Here is a 17,431-nt window from a genome sequence, read left to right as displayed (position 1 = left end):
CTGCCGGACGGCCGTGGCGCTGGTCCCTTCGTGCGCCACGGTCGGGCAGCTCAGGGCAGCGGGCCGTCGGTCCCCGCAGTCGCGCTCAGCCGATCCCGGATCAGCGCGATCACGGTGGCGGCGGTCCGGTCGAGGTGACTGCGGCCGTCGGCGAGCCGGGCCTGCGGACTGATGTAGCTGAGCGGGCCGACGTGGGTGGCCGGGTCGAGCCGGTGCACCGTGATCTTCCCGTCGCGGGCGGCGCGGTTCCACCCGCTGCGGCGGAAGAGCCGCCACCGCTGCGGGAAGATCCAGGTGCCGACCCGCTCGATCCGGTCGCCGGCGCTGGTGAGCTGGTCGAGGTGCTGCGCGTGGCTGATGTCGTTTGCGCCGTTGTGGAACGCGCCGAGCGTGATCAGCCAGAGCGGGGAGCGCAGCTGGGCCCAGAGCTCGCCCACCGCGCCGGTGGCGACCTGGGCACCGCCGCTGTAACTGAGCAGCACGACGGGGATGCCGCTCTCCGGCTGGTACCCGGCGAGTCGCAGCTGCGCGGCGATCTGCGAGCCGACGGCGCGGTTGTACAGGGGGCGGTAACGCCGATCGGCGGCGACGAAGATCTGCATCACGTTGTGCAGGAAGAGCAGCAGCCCGACCCGCCGGCGCAGCCATCTCCAGACGGGCCGGTTGGCGAGCGGATTGGCCAGCGGGGAGTACGGCTGGACCTGGCCCAGCACCCTCAGCTCCGGCGCCCCCTCGATCAGGGACTTGACCAGTCGACCCCCGTCGCGGGTGTCGTGGAAGCGGCGCTTCCCGATGCCGTCCAGGTAGACCAGGTAGGCGCCCGGCGGGCGGTCCGGCTCCGCGCCCCGGGCGTGCGGCATGCCCTTGGGCAGCGTGGTGGTGGGGGTCCGCCAGCCCGCGACGTAGGCCAGTACCTCGTAGCGGGCGAGCAGCGCCTCGGCGAGCAGGACCGGACCGATCCCGGCGAGCAGCAGCAGGAGCGCGAACTCGGTCATGTGAGCGGCTCCGGCATCCGCCCGGTACTCAGTCGTACGACCAGGCGGCGGACTCCCTCGACGGCCACGCCGAGCCCGACCCCCGCGGCGGCCACGCAGCCGGCCGCCCCCCACCAGCCGACCCCGGCCACGGTGGCGAGCGCGGTGGCGAGACCCGCCCCAACCCCCACCATGAGCACCAGGTGCAGGAACGGCCCGAGCAGCGGGAACGCGAGGACGGCGGCGAGCAGCAGCGGCACGGCGAGGTCCGCCGTCCAGACCAGCGCGGCCTCGTCGGACGGGGACGTCACCAGCACCAGCTCGGCGAGGGTCCACGCGGAGAGCGGCCAGAGGGCGAAGACCGCGCCGTCGACGACGGCGCCGGCGACCATCATCCCGACCACCCGGGTACGCGACGCCCCGGAGAGGCGCGCCACCAGCGGCAGGAGACGCCCGGCGGCCTCGGAGAATCCGGCGACGAGCAGCAGGACGGTGACGACGGGAGACACCGGTCAGCCCTGCGCCGGATCTTCGGCGGGCCCGGGCCGGTTGGGCCGGCCGGACTGCCGCACATAACGTTCGAGCTCGTCGGCGGCGCGCCGATAGCCGCCCGCCTGCCGCTGCGCCTCCCGCAGGGTGTTCGCGGCGGCCCGGAACCGGGGCTCGTCGAGCAGGCGCCGGGCGAGGGCGCGAACGACCTCCACGCCGACCTCCTCGGTACGGATCGAGAGGCCGGCGCCCAGCTCGGTGATGCGGGTAGCCACCAACGTCTGGTCCGCCCCCTGCGGAACCACCAGCATCGGGACGCCGGCGTACATGGCCTCGTTGACGCTGTTCACCCCGCCGTGGGTGATGAACAGGGCCGCGCGGGCCAGCACGTCGGGCTGCGGCACGAATCGTTGGGCGAGCACGTTGGCCGGCAGCGGGCCCAGCGCGGCGGGATCGGTCTGTCCGGTGGAGACGACCACGGTGCCGCCCAGCGGGGCGAGCGCGTCGGCGAGGGTGCGCAGCAGCCGCGGACCGACACCGAACACCGTGCCCATCGAGACGTACAGCACCGGGTCCCGCAGCCGATCGGCCGGGAACGACGAGTCGGGCGGGCGGGCGCCGACGCTCGGTCCGACGAAGCAGTACGACTGGTCGAAGCTGCCAGCCTCGGGATGCAGAGCCCGCGAGGTGTAGACCAGGTTGAGCGGCTGACGGATGTTCGCCAGGTCGATCAGGGGCACGGCGCCGGTGTCGTAGCGGCGGCGCAGCTGCCAACGCGACTTCAGGTATCCCCCGGCGTGCCGGGGCAGGACCGCCGCCGCAGCGAGGAGCCGCCAGGAGCCGCGGGTGGGGCTGGGTACGTGCCGGTTGAAGGCGAACGTGGTGAACGAGGAAGCTGCCGGCACGTCGAGTTCGCGGGCGGCCACCGGCCCCCACGGGCACAGGGAGTCGTGCACGATCAGGTCGGGCCGGGCCTCGCGCAGCTCGGCGAGTACGGCGGGGAGCACGCGCACGGCGATTCGGGCGAGCTGCTCCATCAGCGTGACCGGCGTCGGTGGGCCGGCCATCGGTACGTCGTCCCCGCGGTAGTCGAGCACTCGCGCGCCGGTGGCCGCGATCTCCTCCGCGTAGGCGTGCCCCGCGTGGTAGGTGACGGAGTGGCCGCGACGAACAAGCTCGGAGACGACCGGCAGGGTCGGGTTGATGTGCCCGTGCATGGCGATGTTGAGGAAGGCGATTGTGCTCATCGGCGAGACCGGGGCAGGGAACGGGCCACCGCCCGACCACCTTCAGCGATCATGATCCGCCTTTCTCGCCCGACGCAGGACGCGTTCGCGCGCGCCTGGTCCGCCGACGCCCGGTCCGGGTCCGGGTGCAGACCGGTGAGCGCAGTGCAGCCACCGCATGGACCGATGTCGGTCGCATGTCGCGGTGGCCGCTGTCACAGGGTAAACGCTGCCTTAACAGGGCACGCCGTGGACCGGGCACTCTCCGGTCGGCGGCGATCCGCCCGACGTGGTTCTCGCGGGGATCCGCCGACGTGCTTCTCAAGGGGATCCGCCCGGCGTGCTTCTCGCGGCGACAACAGTCGCGATTTGCCTGGCGGATTTGGAGCCCCCGGCCGGGATCGAACCGGCGACATCTCGCTTACAAGGCGAGTGCTCTGGCCAGCTGAGCTACAGGGGCGCTGGGTGTCGTGGCCAGCATAGCGACTGACGTCCGGATTTCCCGCTCGGCAGGCCTTCCCAGCACGGGAAACGTCAACATCCCGACCGGCACGGAAGTGACGGAGCCAGTCAGGGGTGGCGATTGATGTCCGCCCGTGCCCGCTTGACCGGAATGCGTACCGGCCGGGGTGCCGAAGATCGCCCCGACCTTGGCAGCGCCCCGAAAGGCGTTTACGGTGCAGTGACACGGACGTCATAATCGGCCGCTCCGCGACCGGTTCCCTGACCTCCGTTGGCCGGCACGACACGCGCCGGTCGCTCCTTCACTCGGATCGTCCGGCACGTTCCTGCCGGTGAAAGGAAGCGCACCACCATGGCTACGGTCACCTATTCCAAGGCGTCCCGGATCTACCCGGGCACCGAGCGTCCCGCCGTCAACCAGCTCGACCTCGAGATCGGCGACGGCGAGTTCCTCGTCCTCGTCGGCCCCTCCGGTTGCGGTAAGTCCACCAGCCTGCGCATGCTCGCCGGCTTGGAGGACGTCGACCAGGGTGCGATCTACATCGACCAGCGCGACGTCACGCACCTCCCCCCGAAGTCCCGCGACATCGCGATGGTCTTCCAGAACTACGCCCTCTACCCGCACATGACGGTGTACGAGAACATGGCGTTCGCGCTGAAGCTCCGCAAGACCCCGAAGTCGGAGATCGACCGTCGGGTCAAGGAGGCGGCCGGCCTGCTCCAGCTGGAGGAGTACCTGGGCCGCAAGCCGAAGGCGCTCTCCGGTGGTCAGCGCCAGCGGGTGGCCATGGGCCGCGCGATCGTGCGTGAGCCGCAGGTCTTCCTGATGGACGAGCCGCTGTCGAACCTCGACGCGAAGCTGCGGGTGCAGACCCGTACCCAGATCGCGTCGCTGCAGGCCAAGCTCGGCGTCACCACCGTCTACGTCACCCACGACCAGGTCGAGGCCATGACCATGGGCCACCGGGTCGCGGTGCTGCTCGACGGTGAGCTCCAGCAGGTGGACACCCCGCGGGCGCTCTACGACACCCCGGCCAACGTCTTCGTCGCCGGCTTCATGGGCTCCCCGGCCATGAACATCAAGACGGTGCCGCTGACCGAGAAGGGCGCCCAGTTCGCCGAACTGCTCGTGCCGCTCACCCGCGAGCAGGCCGAGGCCGCGAAGGCCGAGGGCGGCGACGGCAAGGTGACCGTCGGTTTCCGTCCGGAGGACGTCGACCTGGTCAGCCCCACCGAGGGCGGCATGCCGATCGTGGTCGAGCTGGTCGAGGACCTGGGCTCCGACGCCAACGTCTACGGGCACGCCGCGCTGGGCGGCAACTCCGAGCGCTTCGTCGTCCGGACCGACCGCCGTAACATGCCGAACATGGGTGACACCGTGTTCGTCAAGCCGAACGCCGACCGTACGCACGTCTTCAACGCCGCCACCGGCAAGCGGATCTGACGTACGACCCGGAAAGGGGCGGCCCGCCATCGGCGGACCGCCCCTTTCGTCGTCTGTCGAGTGACTCAGTCGGTGGTCGAGCGGCGGCGGGCCACCTCGGCGAGGGTGACCGCGGCAGCCACGCTCGCGTTCAGCGACTCCACCTCGGAGACCATCGGGATGCTCACCGTCAGGTCACAGGTCTCCCCGACCAGCCGGGACAGCCCGCGCCCCTCCGAGCCCACCACCACGACCAGCGGCCCCACCGCAGCCTCGAGGTCGTACAGCTCGGTCTCGCCGTCGGCGTCCAGGCCGACCACCATGAAGCCGGCGCTCTGGCACGCCTTCAACGACCGGGTCAGGTTGGTCACCTGGGCGACCGGCACGCGCGCCGCCGCACCGGCGCTGGTCCGCCAGGCGGTCGCGGTGATCCCGGCGGCCCGCCGCTCCGGTACGAAGACACCCTGCGCGCCGAACGCGGCGGCGGAGCGGAGCACCGCGCCGAGGTTACGCGGGTCGGTGACCCCGTCCAGCGCGACGAGCAGCGGCGCCGGATGCTCGACGGCGGCGGCCAGCATGTCCTCGAACGGCTGGTACGCGAAGGGCGGCACCTGGAGGCCGACGCCCTGGTGCAGCACCCCACCGGTCATCCGGTCCAGCTCGGCCCGGCTCACCTCGAGGATCGCGATGCCCCGGTCGGCGGCCGTCCGGACGATCTCGTTGATCCGATCGTCGATGTCGATGCCCTGGGCGGTGTAGAGCGCGGTCGCCGGCACTCCGGCGCGCAGCGACTCCACCACCGGGTTACGGCCGACCAGCAGCTCGGGCGCGTCCCGGGACGGGTTCGACTTGCGTCCCGGGGCGACCCGCGGGCCGCTCCGCCCGGCCGGCTTGCCACCGCGACCGGCCGCACCGCGACCGCCGCCGCCCGCCGAAACGCCCCGGCCACCACCCTTGCCCCAGGTGGTGTCCTTCGTACCCGGCTGACCGATCTTGGGGGCGCGCCCCTCCTCGGCGGCGGCCCGGCGCTCCTTCTCCTGCTTCCAGGCGGTGCGCTGGGGCAGCTTCTCGGTGCCCGAGTACCCCTTGTGCCACGGCCGCTCGTCGGCCGGCAGGGTACGCCCCCGACCAGCGAGGGAGTCCCGGTTCTTACCGCCTGAGCCCTTCGGGGCGCCCGCCTTGGGCGTCACCCGCCGCCCGCGACGCTGGGAGTTGCCAGCCATCAGATCTTCTGCTCTCCAATAGTCCAACGGGGGCCCTGGGGGGTGTCCTCGACCACCACGCCGGCCTGCTTGAGCTGGTCCCTTACGGCGTCAGCGGCGGCCCAGTCCTTGCGGCTACGAGCCTGCGCGCGCTGCTCCAGGGCCAGAGCGACGAGGGAATCCACCACATCACGCAGATCGTCCGCCTGGCCACCGGCGTTCCACGCCGGGTCGAGGGGGTCAAGGCCGAGGATATCCAGCATCGCGCGGGTGGCGGCCAGCGCCGTGCGGACGGTCACATCGTCGCCGCCCGTCAGCGCGGTGTTGCCGTCCCGGACCACCTCGTGCAGTACGGCCAGCGCGGCGGAGGTGTTCAGGTCGTCGTCCATCGCCGCGACGAAGGCGGCCGGCAGCTCGCCGAGCCGGCCGGCGCCGACCCGCTCGACGGCCCGCTGCACGAACCCCTCGATCCGCCGGTACGCGGTGGCCGCCTCCCGGAGCGCCTCCTCCGAGTAGTCGATCCGGGAGCGGTAGTGCGCGGCGGCGTAGTAGTAGCGCAGCTCCACCGGCCGCACGCCGAGCGAGGCGACGTACGCCAGGTCGAGCGTGTTCCCGAGCGACTTGCCCATCTTGGCGCCGCCGATGCTGAGCAGACCGTGGTGCACCCAGTAGCGGGCGAAGGGCAGCCCGGCGGCCCGGGACTGGGCCAGCTCGTTCTCGTGGTGCGGGAAGGTCAGGTCGAGCCCGCCGCCGTGGATGTCGAACTCCGCCCCCAGGTAGCGCCAGCACATGGCCGAGCACTCGATGTGCCAGCCGGGACGGCCCCGGCCCCACGGCGACGGCCAGTAGGCGTCCGCCGGCTCGCCGGGCTTCGCGCCCTTCCAGAGGGCGAAGTCACGCGGGTCGCGCTTGCCCCGGTCGGGGGCGTCGCCGGCCGACTGCATGTCCTCCGGCGACTGGTTCGACAACGACCCGTACGCCGGCCAGGACATGACGTCGAAGTAGACGTCGCCCGAGCCGTCGAGCGCCGGGTAGGCGTGCCCGTCGGCGATCAGCTTGGCGATCAGCTCGTGCATCTCCGGGATGTGCCCCGTCGCGCGCGGCTCGTACGTCGGCGGCAGCACGTTGAGCTGCCGGTACGACTCGCTCAGAATCTGCTCGTTGGCGTACGCGATCGACCAGAACGGCCGCCCCTGCTCCTCCGCCTTGACGAGGATCTTGTCGTCGATGTCGGTCAGGTTGCGGACGAAGGTGACCTGGTAGCCCTCAGCGGTCAGCCAGCGGCGCAGGATGTCGTAGTTCACTCCGGAGCGGAGGTGACCGATGTGTGGCGGCGCCTGGAGAGTGAGACCACAGAGGTAGACAGCCACCTTGCCGGATTCGCGGGGAACGAAGTCCCGGACCGATCGGGTGGCGGTGTCGTACAAGCGCAGCGTCACCGTACAAGGGTAGCCGTCCGCGCTTTTCCGGGTCGGCCCGTGGCTCGTCGTACGCTCCCTGTCATGGACACGGCGGCACGGCCCGGCGGCGGCGCGACGAGCCGCTCCGCGACCCCGTTCGCGTCGGCCCGGGCCGACAACCCTGCGTCGCGCCCGGGCGACCGCACCGGGTCTCCACAAGGCGCGACCCCGACGGCGGCTGCGGCGAACCCGGGCGGGACCGTCGCTCGAACCGGCGAGTCGGCGCAGACCCTGGACCGGGGGTTGCGTCTGCTGCACCTGGTGGCGGAGGCGCCGAACGGGCTGACCGTGACCGAGGCCGCCAACCGGCTGGGCATCGGCCGGGCCGCGGTCTACCGGCTGGCCGGCCCGCTGACCGGGCACGGGATGCTCCGGCGCGACGAGGCCGGCCGGCTGCGGCTGGGGGCGGGGCTCCTGCACCTGGCCCGGCGGGCGCAGCCGCTGCTGGCCGAGGGCGCGCTCCCCGCGCTGCGTCGGCTCGCCGAGCAGGCCGGTGCCACCGCGCACCTGACCGTCGTCGAGGGCGGCGAGGGCGTGGCCCTCGCGGTGGTCGAGCCGAGCTGGACGTCGTTCCACGTCGCATACCGGACGGGGGCGCGGCATCCGCTGGACCGGGGGGCCGCCGGCCGGGCCATCCTGGCGGGCCGGTCGGGCTCCGCCGACCCGGTGAGCAGCAGCGGGGAGCTGCAGGCCGGGGCGTACGGGGTGGCCGCGCCCGTGCTCGGCGTGCCGGGCCTGGAGGCGAGCGTCGGCGTGGTCGCGCTCGCGCCGCTGAACGTCGACACGGTCGGCACGCAGGTACGCGCCGCCGCCGCCGCGATCGCCACGGCCCTCGGCTGACCCGACGCCCGACCCGACCGACACTCGGCTCGGTCTCGCGCTCAGCTCGGGCGCGCTCAGCCGCGCTCGGCCCGCGCTCGCTTGATCGACTCGGGTTCCTGGAAGTCGGGGTATCCGGGTCCGCTCGACACCCCGACTTCACAGAACCCGAGTCGATCACCTATAGCACGCCCGGCAGGCCGCCCTGGTGTTCTCCACAGGGGGTCCCAGCCCGGCCGGTCACCGTTGTCCACAAGGGTGCCGCGGGTCAGTACCCAGGGGCACGCTCAAAGACATGCCACCTCGACCACATCGGCCGGACGCCCTCGCCTGGCAGGTCTTCCGCGGTTCCGCGGCAATCCGGCGAGGGTTGATCACCGAACACCAGCTGCGTAGCTCGGCCTGGCTCCGGCTGCGCCACGACGTCTACGCCGACGCTCGGCTCGACCGTGACCACTCCCTCGCCTGCCGGGCGGCGCTGCTACGCCTGCCGTCCGGGGTGCTGATCGCCGGGCCGTCAGCCGCCTACCTGCATGGCGTCGACCATGCCGCGACCTTCACCGACGACGTGCACGTGCTGCTGCCGCCGCAGGTACGGTCCGGCGCGCAACGCGGCCTACGCCTGCACATCTGCGGCGACGCGCCACCAGCCCTCGCGGGCGGACCACCGACCCTCACAGGCGGACCACCAACAGTCGTGGGCGCATCGCAGGCCCCGGAGCCCGGGTCGACCCTGGGCGCACCCGAGCGGTCCGGGCGGCCCGGGCAGTCCCCGCGGTCCGGACTGTCCTCGCAATCCAGGCTGTTCGCGCAGTCCAGGCAGTCCGAGCGGTCCGAGCGGTCCAGGCTGTCCGCGCAGTCCAGGCTGTTCGCGCAGTCCGAGCGGTCCGGGCTGTCCGCGCAGTCCAGGCAGTCCGGGCAGTCCGAGCGAGCGACCGTGACGATCGACCGACCGACGGGCGCCCTACCGCGCACCAGCCCCGGTCAGGCCGCCTGGGAGACGGCGGTCTGGCTGGAACCGGTCCGCGCGGTCGGCATCGTCGACACCCTGCTCGCCGGCGGGCTCACCGACCCCGACGAGTTGACCGCCATCGCCGACGCGAACGCCGGCCGGCCGGGTGCGCAGCGGGCACGGTGGGTCTTCGGCCTGGCCGATGGCCGTGCTCAATCGCCACCGGAGTCGCACCTGCGCGTCCGGCTGGTGCTGGCCGGGCTACCCCGGCCGGTCGCACAACATCCGGTACGCCTACCCAGCGGCTTGATCCTCCATCCCGACCTCGCCTGGCCGCAGCTCCGGGTCGCGATCGAGTACGACGGCCACTGGCACGCCGACCCCGAGCGGCTGCACACCGACCGCAAACGGCTCAACCAGTTGGTCGCCGCCGGTTGGCTGGTGCTGCATGTGACCAGTCGCCGAATGCACAACGACTTCGCGGGGGTGCTTCGAGAGGTCCGCGCGGCCCTGGCCGCCCGCGGCTGGCGCCGGTGACCACCCCCGCCCACCAGCCCGGCCACCCGTCGAGATCAACTCAACTTCCATGAAGTCGGGGTATCCGGGCGACCGGGACACCCCGACTTCACGAAACTCGGGAACGATCAGGCGAGGATTCGCCGGCCAGGTCAGCCAGCAGGGAGGGCAGCTCCGCCATCGTGGACACCTGCCCGTCCGGGAACACGCCCGCTGGACAGGGCAGCGCGAGGCGGTTGAGCCAGACAGCCCGCAGGCCGGCTCGTTGGGCGGCGACCACATCGTGGTCGAGAGAGTCGCCCACGTACACCACCCGCGACGCCGGGACGCCCGCGGCGTCGACCACCGCCGCGTAGAACTCAGGTGCGGGCTTCTTGGGTACCCCGTTCTCGTGCGCATACAGCTCGAACGCGAACTCCCCCGCGAGGCCGCAACGTTCGGTGCGGCTGTTGCCGTTGGTGGCGAAACCCAGCGTCCACCGGTCACGCAGCAGAGCCAACGCGGGCTGCACGTCCGGGAACGGCCGGGTGAGCGCGAATCGCCGGGCGAAAAAGAGAGCCGCGATGGCATCGAGGTGCGCGTCGAGTCCGGCCCGCGAGAGCGAACGCGTCAGCGCCGCGCGGCGGATCTCGATGATCGGCGCGGCGGGCGATTCACCGAAGACCACCGCCCAGTCCGCCTCCAGGTCCGCGAGCGACACATCGGCGGCCGCCGGGGTGAGCTGTCGCATCTCCTCGAGTACGGCCACGAGTCCCCCCGTCACCGCCGGTCGGAGGTCGATCAGTGTCTCGTCGGCGTCGAAGACGATCGTGGTCAGCACGACCATGAGGGTGACATCTTCGATGATTGCGTTCCGCCCGGGTCGCCCATTCGGCCGTCCCCCGGCCGCCGGCAACCCTGGCTGCGCCGCAGGAGTGTCCCGCCAGTCACACCGTGTGCGTCCGTGTCCAACCATGCCGCCGCCTGACATCTCGGCCCCGACAAGGTGGCAATCGCGTCGGCCACGCCGAGATCAACTCGACTTCCGTGAAGTCGGGGTATCCGGGCGACCGGGACAGCCCGACTTCACAGAACTCGGGAACGATCTTGGCTAGGCGCGCCGGGGTCAGCGGTCGGCGGCGAGGGCGGGTTCGGGGATCGCCTCGGGCGTCGTAGCTGTCTCGCGCTGCTCGCCGAGACGCACGAGCGCGACCCCGGCCACAATCAGCACGCCGCCGAGCAGTTGCACCATCCTCGGCAGCTCGCCGAGGACCAGCCAGGCGATGAGGACGGCGAACATGACCTCGGTCAGCCCGACGAACGACGACAGGCGCGGGCCGAGGATCCGCGCCCCGGCGATGCCCGTCAGGTACGCGACCACGGCCGCGACCAGGGAGAGTCCGGCGATCGGCACGAGCCAGCTGGTCTGTTGCCCGGCGAAGCTGACGTCGCCGAAGACGGCGTGCAGCGGCAGCACTCCGACGAGCCCGAGGAGGGCCAGTGCGGCGGCGCCGACGCCCATTCCGCCGCTGGCGAGCACCACCGAGGGCAGTTGGGCGTCGACGCGACCGGCGAGCACGAAGTAGCCGGCCAGGCCCACGGCCGCGCCCAGCCCCCAGAGCACGCCGAGCACGTCGAGCCGCGCGTCGCCGGTGAGGTCGAGCACGAAGACCAGGCCGGCCAGCGCCGCGACCGCGCCGGCGACGGTCAGTCGACGGGGGCGCTGCTTGTGGACCAGCCACGTCCAGGCGACGACCAGGATGATGCCCAGGTACTCCAGGAGCAGCGCGACGCCGACCGGGAGATAGCGGACGGCGTTGAAGAAGCAGACCTGGGCGAGCGCCACCCCGAGCAGCCCGAAGACGCCCACCACGCCGAGGTTGCGTCGCAGCACGGGCCACCGGCCGCGCAGCGCGAGAGCCGCCGGCACGGCGAGCACCAGCGCGGCGAGCCCGACCCGGGCGATGACGGCGGACGGGGCCGACCAGCCGGCCTCGATCAGGGACCGGGCGAAGGTGCCCGAGGTGGCGAACGTGACCGCGGAGAGCAGGGCGAGACCGAGGCCGAGTCCGGCGGCGGGCGACTTCTGCATCGGGCCTCCCTGGCACGTCACAGCGGTAATGGGCAAACTAGGGGTACGCCGATGACGCTAGGTGGCCATCCCGACAGGAGTCAAGTTGCTTTTTGCCCATGACACCGAGTGCTCGCTGATCGCCGCCGCCGCTCTCGTCAACACCGCTGGTGGCGGGGGTGAGGGGCTACCCGACGTGACAGCCCTCGATGAGTTCTACGTCGCGCACGCCTACACGGGACGGCACGAGCACACCGAAGCCGAACTGACCTCGGTACGCGAGCTCCGGCCCCGCCTCCGCCGGATCTGGGACGCGGACGTCCACGAGGTCGTGACCATCGTCAACGGCCTGCTCCGGGAGCACGCCGCCCTCCCACAGCTCATCACGCACGACGACGAGCCGTACCACTTCCACGCCGTACCCCGGGACGCCCCGCTGGCCATCCGGATGGCGGTCGAGGCGGCCATGGCGGTCGCCGACCTGGTCCGCAACGGGGAGTTGAACCGGCTGCGCGCCTGCGCCCACCCCGACTGCGACAACGTGCTCGTCGACCTCTCCCGCAACCGCTCGCGGCGGTTCTGCGAGGCGGGCTGCGGCAACCGCGCCGCAGTCACGGCCTACCGGGCCCGCAAGGCAGCCACCCAGGGCTGACCAGCTCGGCGAGCCCGGCCGGGCGGCCGCCGACAGCACCGGCGCGTCACGCGGGACCGTCCCCCGCCGAGCGGTTCCGGACGACCTGCTCCCCGGTCGGGCAGTCCCACAGCCCGCTCCCTCTTCAGGCGATCCCGAACGGGCCCGCCCCCCCGGCCGGCCCGTCCCGGACGGCCTGCTCCCCGGCCCGGCAGTCCTACGGCCCGCTCCCCCATCAGGCGATCCCGAACGGCCCACCTTTCCCGTCGGCCGGTCCCGGACGGCCACTCCCCGGCCGGGCAGTCCCACACGCCGCTTCCCCATCCAGGCGATCCCGGACGGCCCACTTTTCCGGCTGAGCGGCTCCGGACAGCCCGCTCCCCGGCCGGCGACCCCGCGCGGGCCCGGATGACGGCGCAGGTGACTCAGCTCCAAAGGAGCGCCGCACCACGTTCCGGACCGACCGGCCGGCCGCACACCGACGCGCCGGACCAGCGCCGGACCAGCGCGGCTTACCGCCGCTCAGCGCCAAACGGCGCCAAACCAGCGCCGCTCAGCGTCGGACCGGCGATGGGCAACGAACCCTGGCGATCAGGGGTGGGTCATCCGGAGCAGGTCGAGCGCCTCTTCCAGCTGGGTCTCGGTGAGCTTCCCCGAGTCCACGTGCCCGCGGGAGACCACCACCTCGCGGATCGAGAGCTGCTTCGCGAGCGCCTCCTTGGCGATCGAGGCGGCCTCGTCGTACCCCAGGTAGCGGTTGAGCGGGGTGACGATCGAGGGCGAGCCCTCGGCGTACGCCAACGCCACCTCGGCGTCCGCCACCAGACCGACCACCAGGCGCTCGGCGAAGAGCCGGCTCGACGCGGCCAGCAGCTTGATGGATTCCAGCAGGTTGCGGCCCATCACGGGCAGCATGACGTTCAGTTCGAAGTCGCCCTGACTGCCGGCGAAGGCCACTGCGGCGTCGTTGCCGATCACCTGCGCGCAGACCTGCCGCATCGCCTCGGCGACGACCGGGTTCACCTTGCCCGGCATGATCGACGAGCCGGGCTGGAGGTCGGGGATCCGCAGCTCGCGCAGGCCGGCCCGGGGCCCGGAGCCCATCCAGCGGATGTCGTTGGCGATCTTGTAGAGCCCGACCGCGATGGTCCGGAGCTGACCGGACGTCTCGACCAGCGCGTCCCGGGCGCCCTGCGCCTCGAAGTGGTTGCGCGCCTCGGTCAGCGGCAACCCGGTCGAGTCGCGCAGCTTGCCGATCACCGCGGCGGCGAAGCCCAGCGGAGTGTTGATGCCGGTGCCCACCGCGGTCCCGCCCAACGGCAGCTCGGCCAGCCGGGGCAGCGTGCTCTCCAGCCGCTCGAGGCCGTAGCGGACCTGCGCCGCGTACCCGCCGAACTCCTGCCCCAGGGTGACCGGGGTGGCGTCCATCAGGTGCGTACGACCCGCCTTCACCACGGTCTCGAACTCGGCCGACTTAGCCTCCAACGACTCAGCCAGCTGCCGGAGAGAGGGGATCAGATCCTCCACCACGAACTGGGTGGCGGCCAGGTGGATCGAGGACGGGAAGACATCGTTGCTGGACTGGGAGGCGTTCACGTCGTCGTTCGGGTGCACGTCCCGGCCCAGCTCCCGGCCGGCCAACGTCGCGATCACCTCGTTGGCGTTCATGTTGGATGACGTACCGGAGCCGGTCTGGAACACGTCGATCGGGAACTGGTCGTCGTAGCCGCCGTCGGCCACGTGCGCCGCCGCCGCGGCGATCGCCGCCGCCACGTTCGCGTCGATCACCCCCAGCTCGCCGTTGACCTGCGCCGCCGCGCCCTTGATCTGCGCCAGCGCCTTGATCTGCGCCGGTTCGATCCCGCGGCCGGAGATCGGGAAGTTCTGCACGGCGCGTTGCGTCTGTGCCCGCCACAGCGCCTCGGCGGGCACCTCCACCTCACCCATCGAGTCGCGTTCGATCCGGTAACCCGGCACGTCTGGATTCGTCACGCGTACCATCCTGCCGCGCCGCACGGCGCTATGCAGATGATCGCGACGAGCGCCTCACTCCGGAGCGGCGAGGCGCCGCCGCACCTCGTGCTGCTCCGGTGCCTCGAACTCGCTGAACAGCGCGAGCGCCCGTACCCAGTGCGCCCGCGCGGCGGCCGGGTCGGTTGCGACGAGGCAGCGGGCGATCCCGTCCAGGGCGCGGGCCTGCTCGTAGCGGGCGTTGAGCCGGGTGGCGTCGGTCAGCACCCGCCGGTGCAGGTCCAGCGCGCTCGCCGCGTCCCCCTGGTCGAGCAGCGCCCGGGCCAGCAGATTCCGCGACACGCACTGTCCGTTGCGGTCCGCGGCCTGCGTCATCGCGCGCAACGCCTCCCGGTGCCGGTCCATCGCGGCCTCCGGGTGGCCGTTCGCCCGCTCCAGGGCACCGATCTCGTTGAGCAGCTCGCCGACGCCGTACCGGTTGCCGAGCCGGCGCTTCATCGCGAGCGCCGCCCAGAGCCTCCGGCGGGCCGGCTCACCGTGACCCATCCGGGCCCGGGCCATCGCGATGTGCCCCAGCGCGTTCGCGTTGTCGTAGAGCGTGCCCGCCGTCCGGGCCAGCATCAGGTGCCGGCGGGACACCGCCAACGCCTCCTCCAGTCGTCCGGCGTTCAACAGAACCGACGCCTGATTGTTGAAGACCGCGACGACGCCGGCGTCGTGCCCCTCCCGCCGGACGATGTGCAGCGCCTCGGTCAGGTGGGACAGCGCTGCCGAGAAGTTGCCGAGGAACGCGTGGACGGCCGCGACGTTCTTGTGCGTACCGGCCCGGCCCAGTGGGTCACCCAGCCGCTCACGCAGGCTGAGGGCGAGCTCCATCGAGGTCAGCGCCTCCGCGTAGCGGGCCAGCCGGTGGTACCCGGAGGCGAGGTAGTTGTGCATCGTGGCGATCGCGGCCTCGTCGCCGAGACGCTCCGCGGCCCGGAGCCCGATGGTGTGCGCCTCGATCAGCTCGTCCGGGTGGCCGGACGCGTACCAGTACCTCCAGCCGGCGAAGGCCAGCTGCCAGCAGTACTCGTACCGGCCCTCCGCCTCGGCGAGCCGGACCATGGCGGACAGGTTCGACCGGTTCTCGTCGAACCATCCGAGGTTCGGCGGCAGGCCGGTCTCCACCAGGTCGGGCCGGAGCATCGGCGGTCGCTGGAACGGAGCCCGGCTCGCCGAACCCTCGAGCTGCCGGGTGGCCGCCAGGGCCAGGTGCAGGCAGACGTTCAACATCCGTCGTACCGCCGCCGAGCGTTCGGCGGCGAGCGCCGGCTCGGCCGTCAGCTGCCGCGCGTAGTCGCGCACCAGGTCGTGGAAGCGGAACCGGCCCGGCTCCGGTTCGTCGACGAGGTGCACGTCGACCAGCTCGTCGAGCAGGTGCTGCGCCTCGGGCAGCGGCACGTCCGCCAACGCGGCGGCCATCACGGCGTCGAACCGGGTTCCCGGGTGCAGCCCGAGCAGCCGGAACATCCGCTGCGCGGTCGGGGTCACCTGCGCGTACGACAGCGCGAAGGCCTGCCCGACGGAGCGGTCGCCGGCCACCAGCTCGGTCAGGGCGTCCCGGCCGGCGGCGAGCCGGGCGGCCAGGTCGGCGATGCGCCAGCGGGGCCGGTGCGCGAGCCGCGCCCCGGCGAGCCGGATCGCCAGCGGCAGGCAACCGCACCGACGTACCACCTCGGCGGCCGCCTCCGGCTCGGCGGCGACCCGCTCGGCGCCGGCCACCCGCGCGAGCAGCTCGATCCCCTCGTCGGGGTCGAGGACAGCGAGCGAGGAGGGCCGTCCCTCGTCCAGCCCGGTCAGGCGTCGCCGGCTCGTGATCAGCGTCAGGGTGCCGGGGCCGCTGGGCAGCAGCGGCGCCACCTGGGCCGCCGACGTCGCATTGTCCAGTACCACCACCGCCCGCCGGTCGGCCAGCTCACTGCGCCAGAGCGCGGCCCGCTCGTCGACGTCGCCGGGTATCCGTTCGCCGGGCACCCCGAGCTGACGCAGCAGCGCGGCGAGCGCCGCCGCCGGAAGGAGCGGTTCGCGGTCGCTGTGCCCGTGCAGGTCGATGAAGAGTTGGGCGTCGGGATAGCGGTCGGCCAGCGCGGTGGCGAGGTGGATCGCCAATGTCGTCTTGCCGCTGCCGGCCATCCCGTCGACGAGCTGGACCCGGGTCCGGTCCTCGTCGATCTCCTTGACCAGCCGCGCCAGGGTCTCCTGCCGGCCGGTGAAGTCGCTGATCGCCCGGGGCAGGCCGCGGACCGGAGCGGAACGACGAACCTCCGACCCGGCCAGCGCCAGGTCACCGGCGAGCACCCGCTGGTGCAGCTCCTGCAACGCCGACCCGGGCTCGATGCCCAACTCTTCGGCGTAGAGTCGCCGCCCCTCGCGGTAGGCGGCCAGCGCGTCCGCCTGCCGACCGACCGCCGACAGCGCGAGCATCAGCTGGCCGCGCAGCCGCTCGCGGAGCGGGTACCGGGCCACGGTCTCGGTCAGCACGTCGAGGATCTCGGTCGCGTCGCCGAGGACCAGCTCGACGTCGACACACTCTTCGAGCGCCGCGAGCCCCTGCTCGTCGAGCGCCTGCGCTCGCCGCCGTACGCTCCGGCTGGTGATGCCGCTCAGCGCCGGCCCACGCCAGAGCGCGAGGGCGGACCGGAAGTGGCGACCCGCCTCCGCCGGCTGGCCGGCGGCGAGGGCGGTGCGGCCCGCCTCGACGTCCCGGGCGAACACCTCCGCGTCCACCTCGCCCGGCTCGGTGCGGATGCCGTAGCCCACCGGATCGCTGAAGATGGTGCTCGGGGGCACGCCGAGCTGGGCGAACCGGCGTCGGAGCCGGGACACGCAGGTCTGGATCTGGGCGCGGGCGGTGGCCGGCGGGCGCTCCTCCCAGACCGCGTCGACGAGCTCCTCCACCGGCACGATCCGGTTGGCCCGCAGCAGCATCATGGCGAGCACGATCCGGTCGCGCCCGGCGGTCACGGTGGCCTCGCCGGCACCGACCCGCAGGGGCCCCAGGATCCCGAACCGCATTCCCGCTCCCGTCCGTACCGGCGTAACGATCGCAGCGTAGCCCGCTGCTGACAGAAGGTCCTCGCCCGGTGATAGCGATGTGAGAGCGGATCGGCAGTGGCGGGGCGCAGTCTTGTGTGGGGTGTCCGCACCGACATCCGACGGGGGCGGTGCGCCCGCCGGGACCCCTCGGGGGCGGGCGCACCGACGTCGACCATCA

General features: G+C 72.6%; 12 protein-coding genes, 1 tRNA gene and 1 pseudogene. 4 read left to right on the top strand and 10 right to left on the bottom strand.

Features of this window, described 5'->3' with window-relative positions; genetic code table 11:
* Positions 1-50 precede the first annotated feature (50 nt).
* From D7044_RS17460 to D7044_RS17445, 4 genes and pseudogenes are all read right to left on the bottom strand, one after another.
* Positions 51-995: a hypothetical protein gene (locus D7044_RS17460; RefSeq protein WP_120689544.1), complete on the bottom strand. Its 945-nt coding sequence runs from the start codon at positions 993-995 to the stop codon at positions 51-53.
* Positions 992-1,483: a hypothetical protein gene (locus D7044_RS17455; RefSeq protein ID WP_120680246.1), complete on the bottom strand. Its 492-nt coding sequence runs from the start codon at positions 1,481-1,483 to the stop codon at positions 992-994. The genes D7044_RS17460 and D7044_RS17455 overlap by 4 nt, the downstream gene beginning before the upstream one ends.
* Positions 1,484-1,486: 3 nt before the next feature.
* Positions 1,487-2,632: pseudogene (locus D7044_RS17450) on the bottom strand (macrolide family glycosyltransferase); the annotation flags it as partial.
* Between the two features lie 440 nt (positions 2,633-3,072).
* Positions 3,073-3,149: transfer RNA gene (locus D7044_RS17445), tRNA-Thr, on the bottom strand.
* Between the two features lie 354 nt (positions 3,150-3,503).
* Between D7044_RS17445 and D7044_RS17440 the strand changes: the two genes are divergently transcribed.
* Positions 3,504-4,595: an ABC transporter ATP-binding protein gene (locus D7044_RS17440; protein WP_120680234.1), complete on the top strand. Its 1,092-nt coding sequence runs from the start codon at positions 3,504-3,506 to the stop codon at positions 4,593-4,595.
* A 65-nt stretch (positions 4,596-4,660) separates the two neighbouring features.
* Here the strand turns inward: D7044_RS17440 and rlmB are convergent, their stop codons facing one another.
* Positions 4,661-5,797, bottom strand: a complete 1,137-nt coding sequence (gene rlmB, locus D7044_RS17435; RefSeq protein WP_120689542.1) for a 23S rRNA (guanosine(2251)-2'-O)-methyltransferase RlmB — start codon at positions 5,795-5,797, stop codon at positions 4,661-4,663.
* Positions 5,797-7,215: a cysteine--tRNA ligase gene (gene cysS, locus D7044_RS17430; protein ID WP_120689541.1), complete on the bottom strand. Its 1,419-nt coding sequence runs from the start codon at positions 7,213-7,215 to the stop codon at positions 5,797-5,799. Before cysS ends, rlmB begins: the two co-directional genes overlap by 1 nt.
* Before the next feature lie 252 nt (positions 7,216-7,467).
* On the opposite strand from cysS, the gene D7044_RS17425 reads away from it, so the two are divergent.
* Positions 7,468-8,076 (top strand): IclR family transcriptional regulator, encoded by a 609-nt coding sequence (locus D7044_RS17425; protein ID WP_233565030.1) that lies wholly within the window; start codon positions 7,468-7,470, stop codon positions 8,074-8,076.
* A gap of 274 nt (positions 8,077-8,350) precedes the next feature.
* The gene (locus D7044_RS17415) at positions 8,351-9,544 is read left to right on the top strand and encodes a DUF559 domain-containing protein (protein ID WP_120689539.1); all 1,194 of its coding nucleotides are present in this window, start codon (positions 8,351-8,353) and stop codon (positions 9,542-9,544) included.
* An 88-nt stretch (positions 9,545-9,632) separates the two neighbouring features.
* Here D7044_RS17415 and D7044_RS17410 read toward each other — a convergent pair whose 3' ends face one another.
* On the bottom strand, positions 9,633-10,343 hold the full coding sequence (locus tag D7044_RS17410) for an HAD family hydrolase (RefSeq protein ID WP_120689644.1): 711 nt from the start codon (positions 10,341-10,343) through the stop codon (positions 9,633-9,635).
* 285 nt (positions 10,344-10,628) lie between these two features.
* Positions 10,629-11,594, bottom strand: coding sequence for an EamA family transporter (locus D7044_RS17405; RefSeq protein WP_120680224.1), 966 nt, complete (start codon positions 11,592-11,594; stop codon positions 10,629-10,631).
* An 85-nt stretch (positions 11,595-11,679) separates the two neighbouring features.
* Here D7044_RS17405 and D7044_RS17400 point away from each other — a divergent pair, with 85 nt between their 5' ends.
* Entirely contained in the window at positions 11,680-12,225 is a 546-nt protein-coding gene (locus D7044_RS17400; protein ID WP_120680631.1) for a CGNR zinc finger domain-containing protein, read from the top strand.
* A gap of 570 nt (positions 12,226-12,795) precedes the next feature.
* Here D7044_RS17400 and D7044_RS17395 read toward each other — a convergent pair.
* Together D7044_RS17395 and D7044_RS17390 are read right to left on the bottom strand one after the other, a co-directional pair.
* Positions 12,796-14,205: a class II fumarate hydratase gene (locus D7044_RS17395; protein WP_199716657.1), complete on the bottom strand. Its 1,410-nt coding sequence runs from the start codon at positions 14,203-14,205 to the stop codon at positions 12,796-12,798.
* Positions 14,206-14,250: 45 nt separating this feature from the next.
* Positions 14,251-17,232 carry an AfsR/SARP family transcriptional regulator gene (locus D7044_RS17390; protein ID WP_120689537.1) on the bottom strand — a complete coding sequence of 994 codons (2,982 nt, stop codon included), beginning with the start codon at positions 17,230-17,232 and terminating at the stop codon, positions 14,251-14,253.
* Positions 17,233-17,431 lie beyond the last annotated feature (199 nt).

It is taken from the genome of Micromonospora musae, assembly GCF_003626635.1.
GTDB classification, from domain to species: Bacteria; Actinomycetota; Actinomycetes; order Mycobacteriales; family Micromonosporaceae; genus Micromonospora; species Micromonospora musae.
This window is presented reverse-complemented; position numbering and strand designations above follow the sequence as displayed.

Excerpts from the sequence above, each read along its gene's own strand:
- D7044_RS17415 (WP_120689539.1), top strand. The coding sequence starts at position 8,351 with ATGCCACCTCGACCACATCGGCCGGACGCCCTCGCCTGGCAGGTCTTC.
- D7044_RS17395 (WP_199716657.1), bottom strand. The coding sequence starts at position 14,205 with ATGGTACGCGTGACGAATCCAGACGTGCCGGGTTACCGGATCGAACGC.
- D7044_RS17440 (WP_120680234.1), top strand. The coding sequence starts at position 3,504 with ATGGCTACGGTCACCTATTCCAAGGCGTCCCGGATCTACCCGGGCACC.
- D7044_RS17390 (WP_120689537.1), bottom strand. The coding sequence starts at position 17,232 with ATGCGGTTCGGGATCCTGGGGCCCCTGCGGGTCGGTGCCGGCGAGGCC.
- rlmB (WP_120689542.1), bottom strand. The coding sequence starts at position 5,797 with ATGGCTGGCAACTCCCAGCGTCGCGGGCGGCGGGTGACGCCCAAGGCG.
- D7044_RS17460 (WP_120689544.1), bottom strand. The coding sequence starts at position 995 with ATGACCGAGTTCGCGCTCCTGCTGCTGCTCGCCGGGATCGGTCCGGTC.
- D7044_RS17405 (WP_120680224.1), bottom strand. The coding sequence starts at position 11,594 with ATGCAGAAGTCGCCCGCCGCCGGACTCGGCCTCGGTCTCGCCCTGCTC.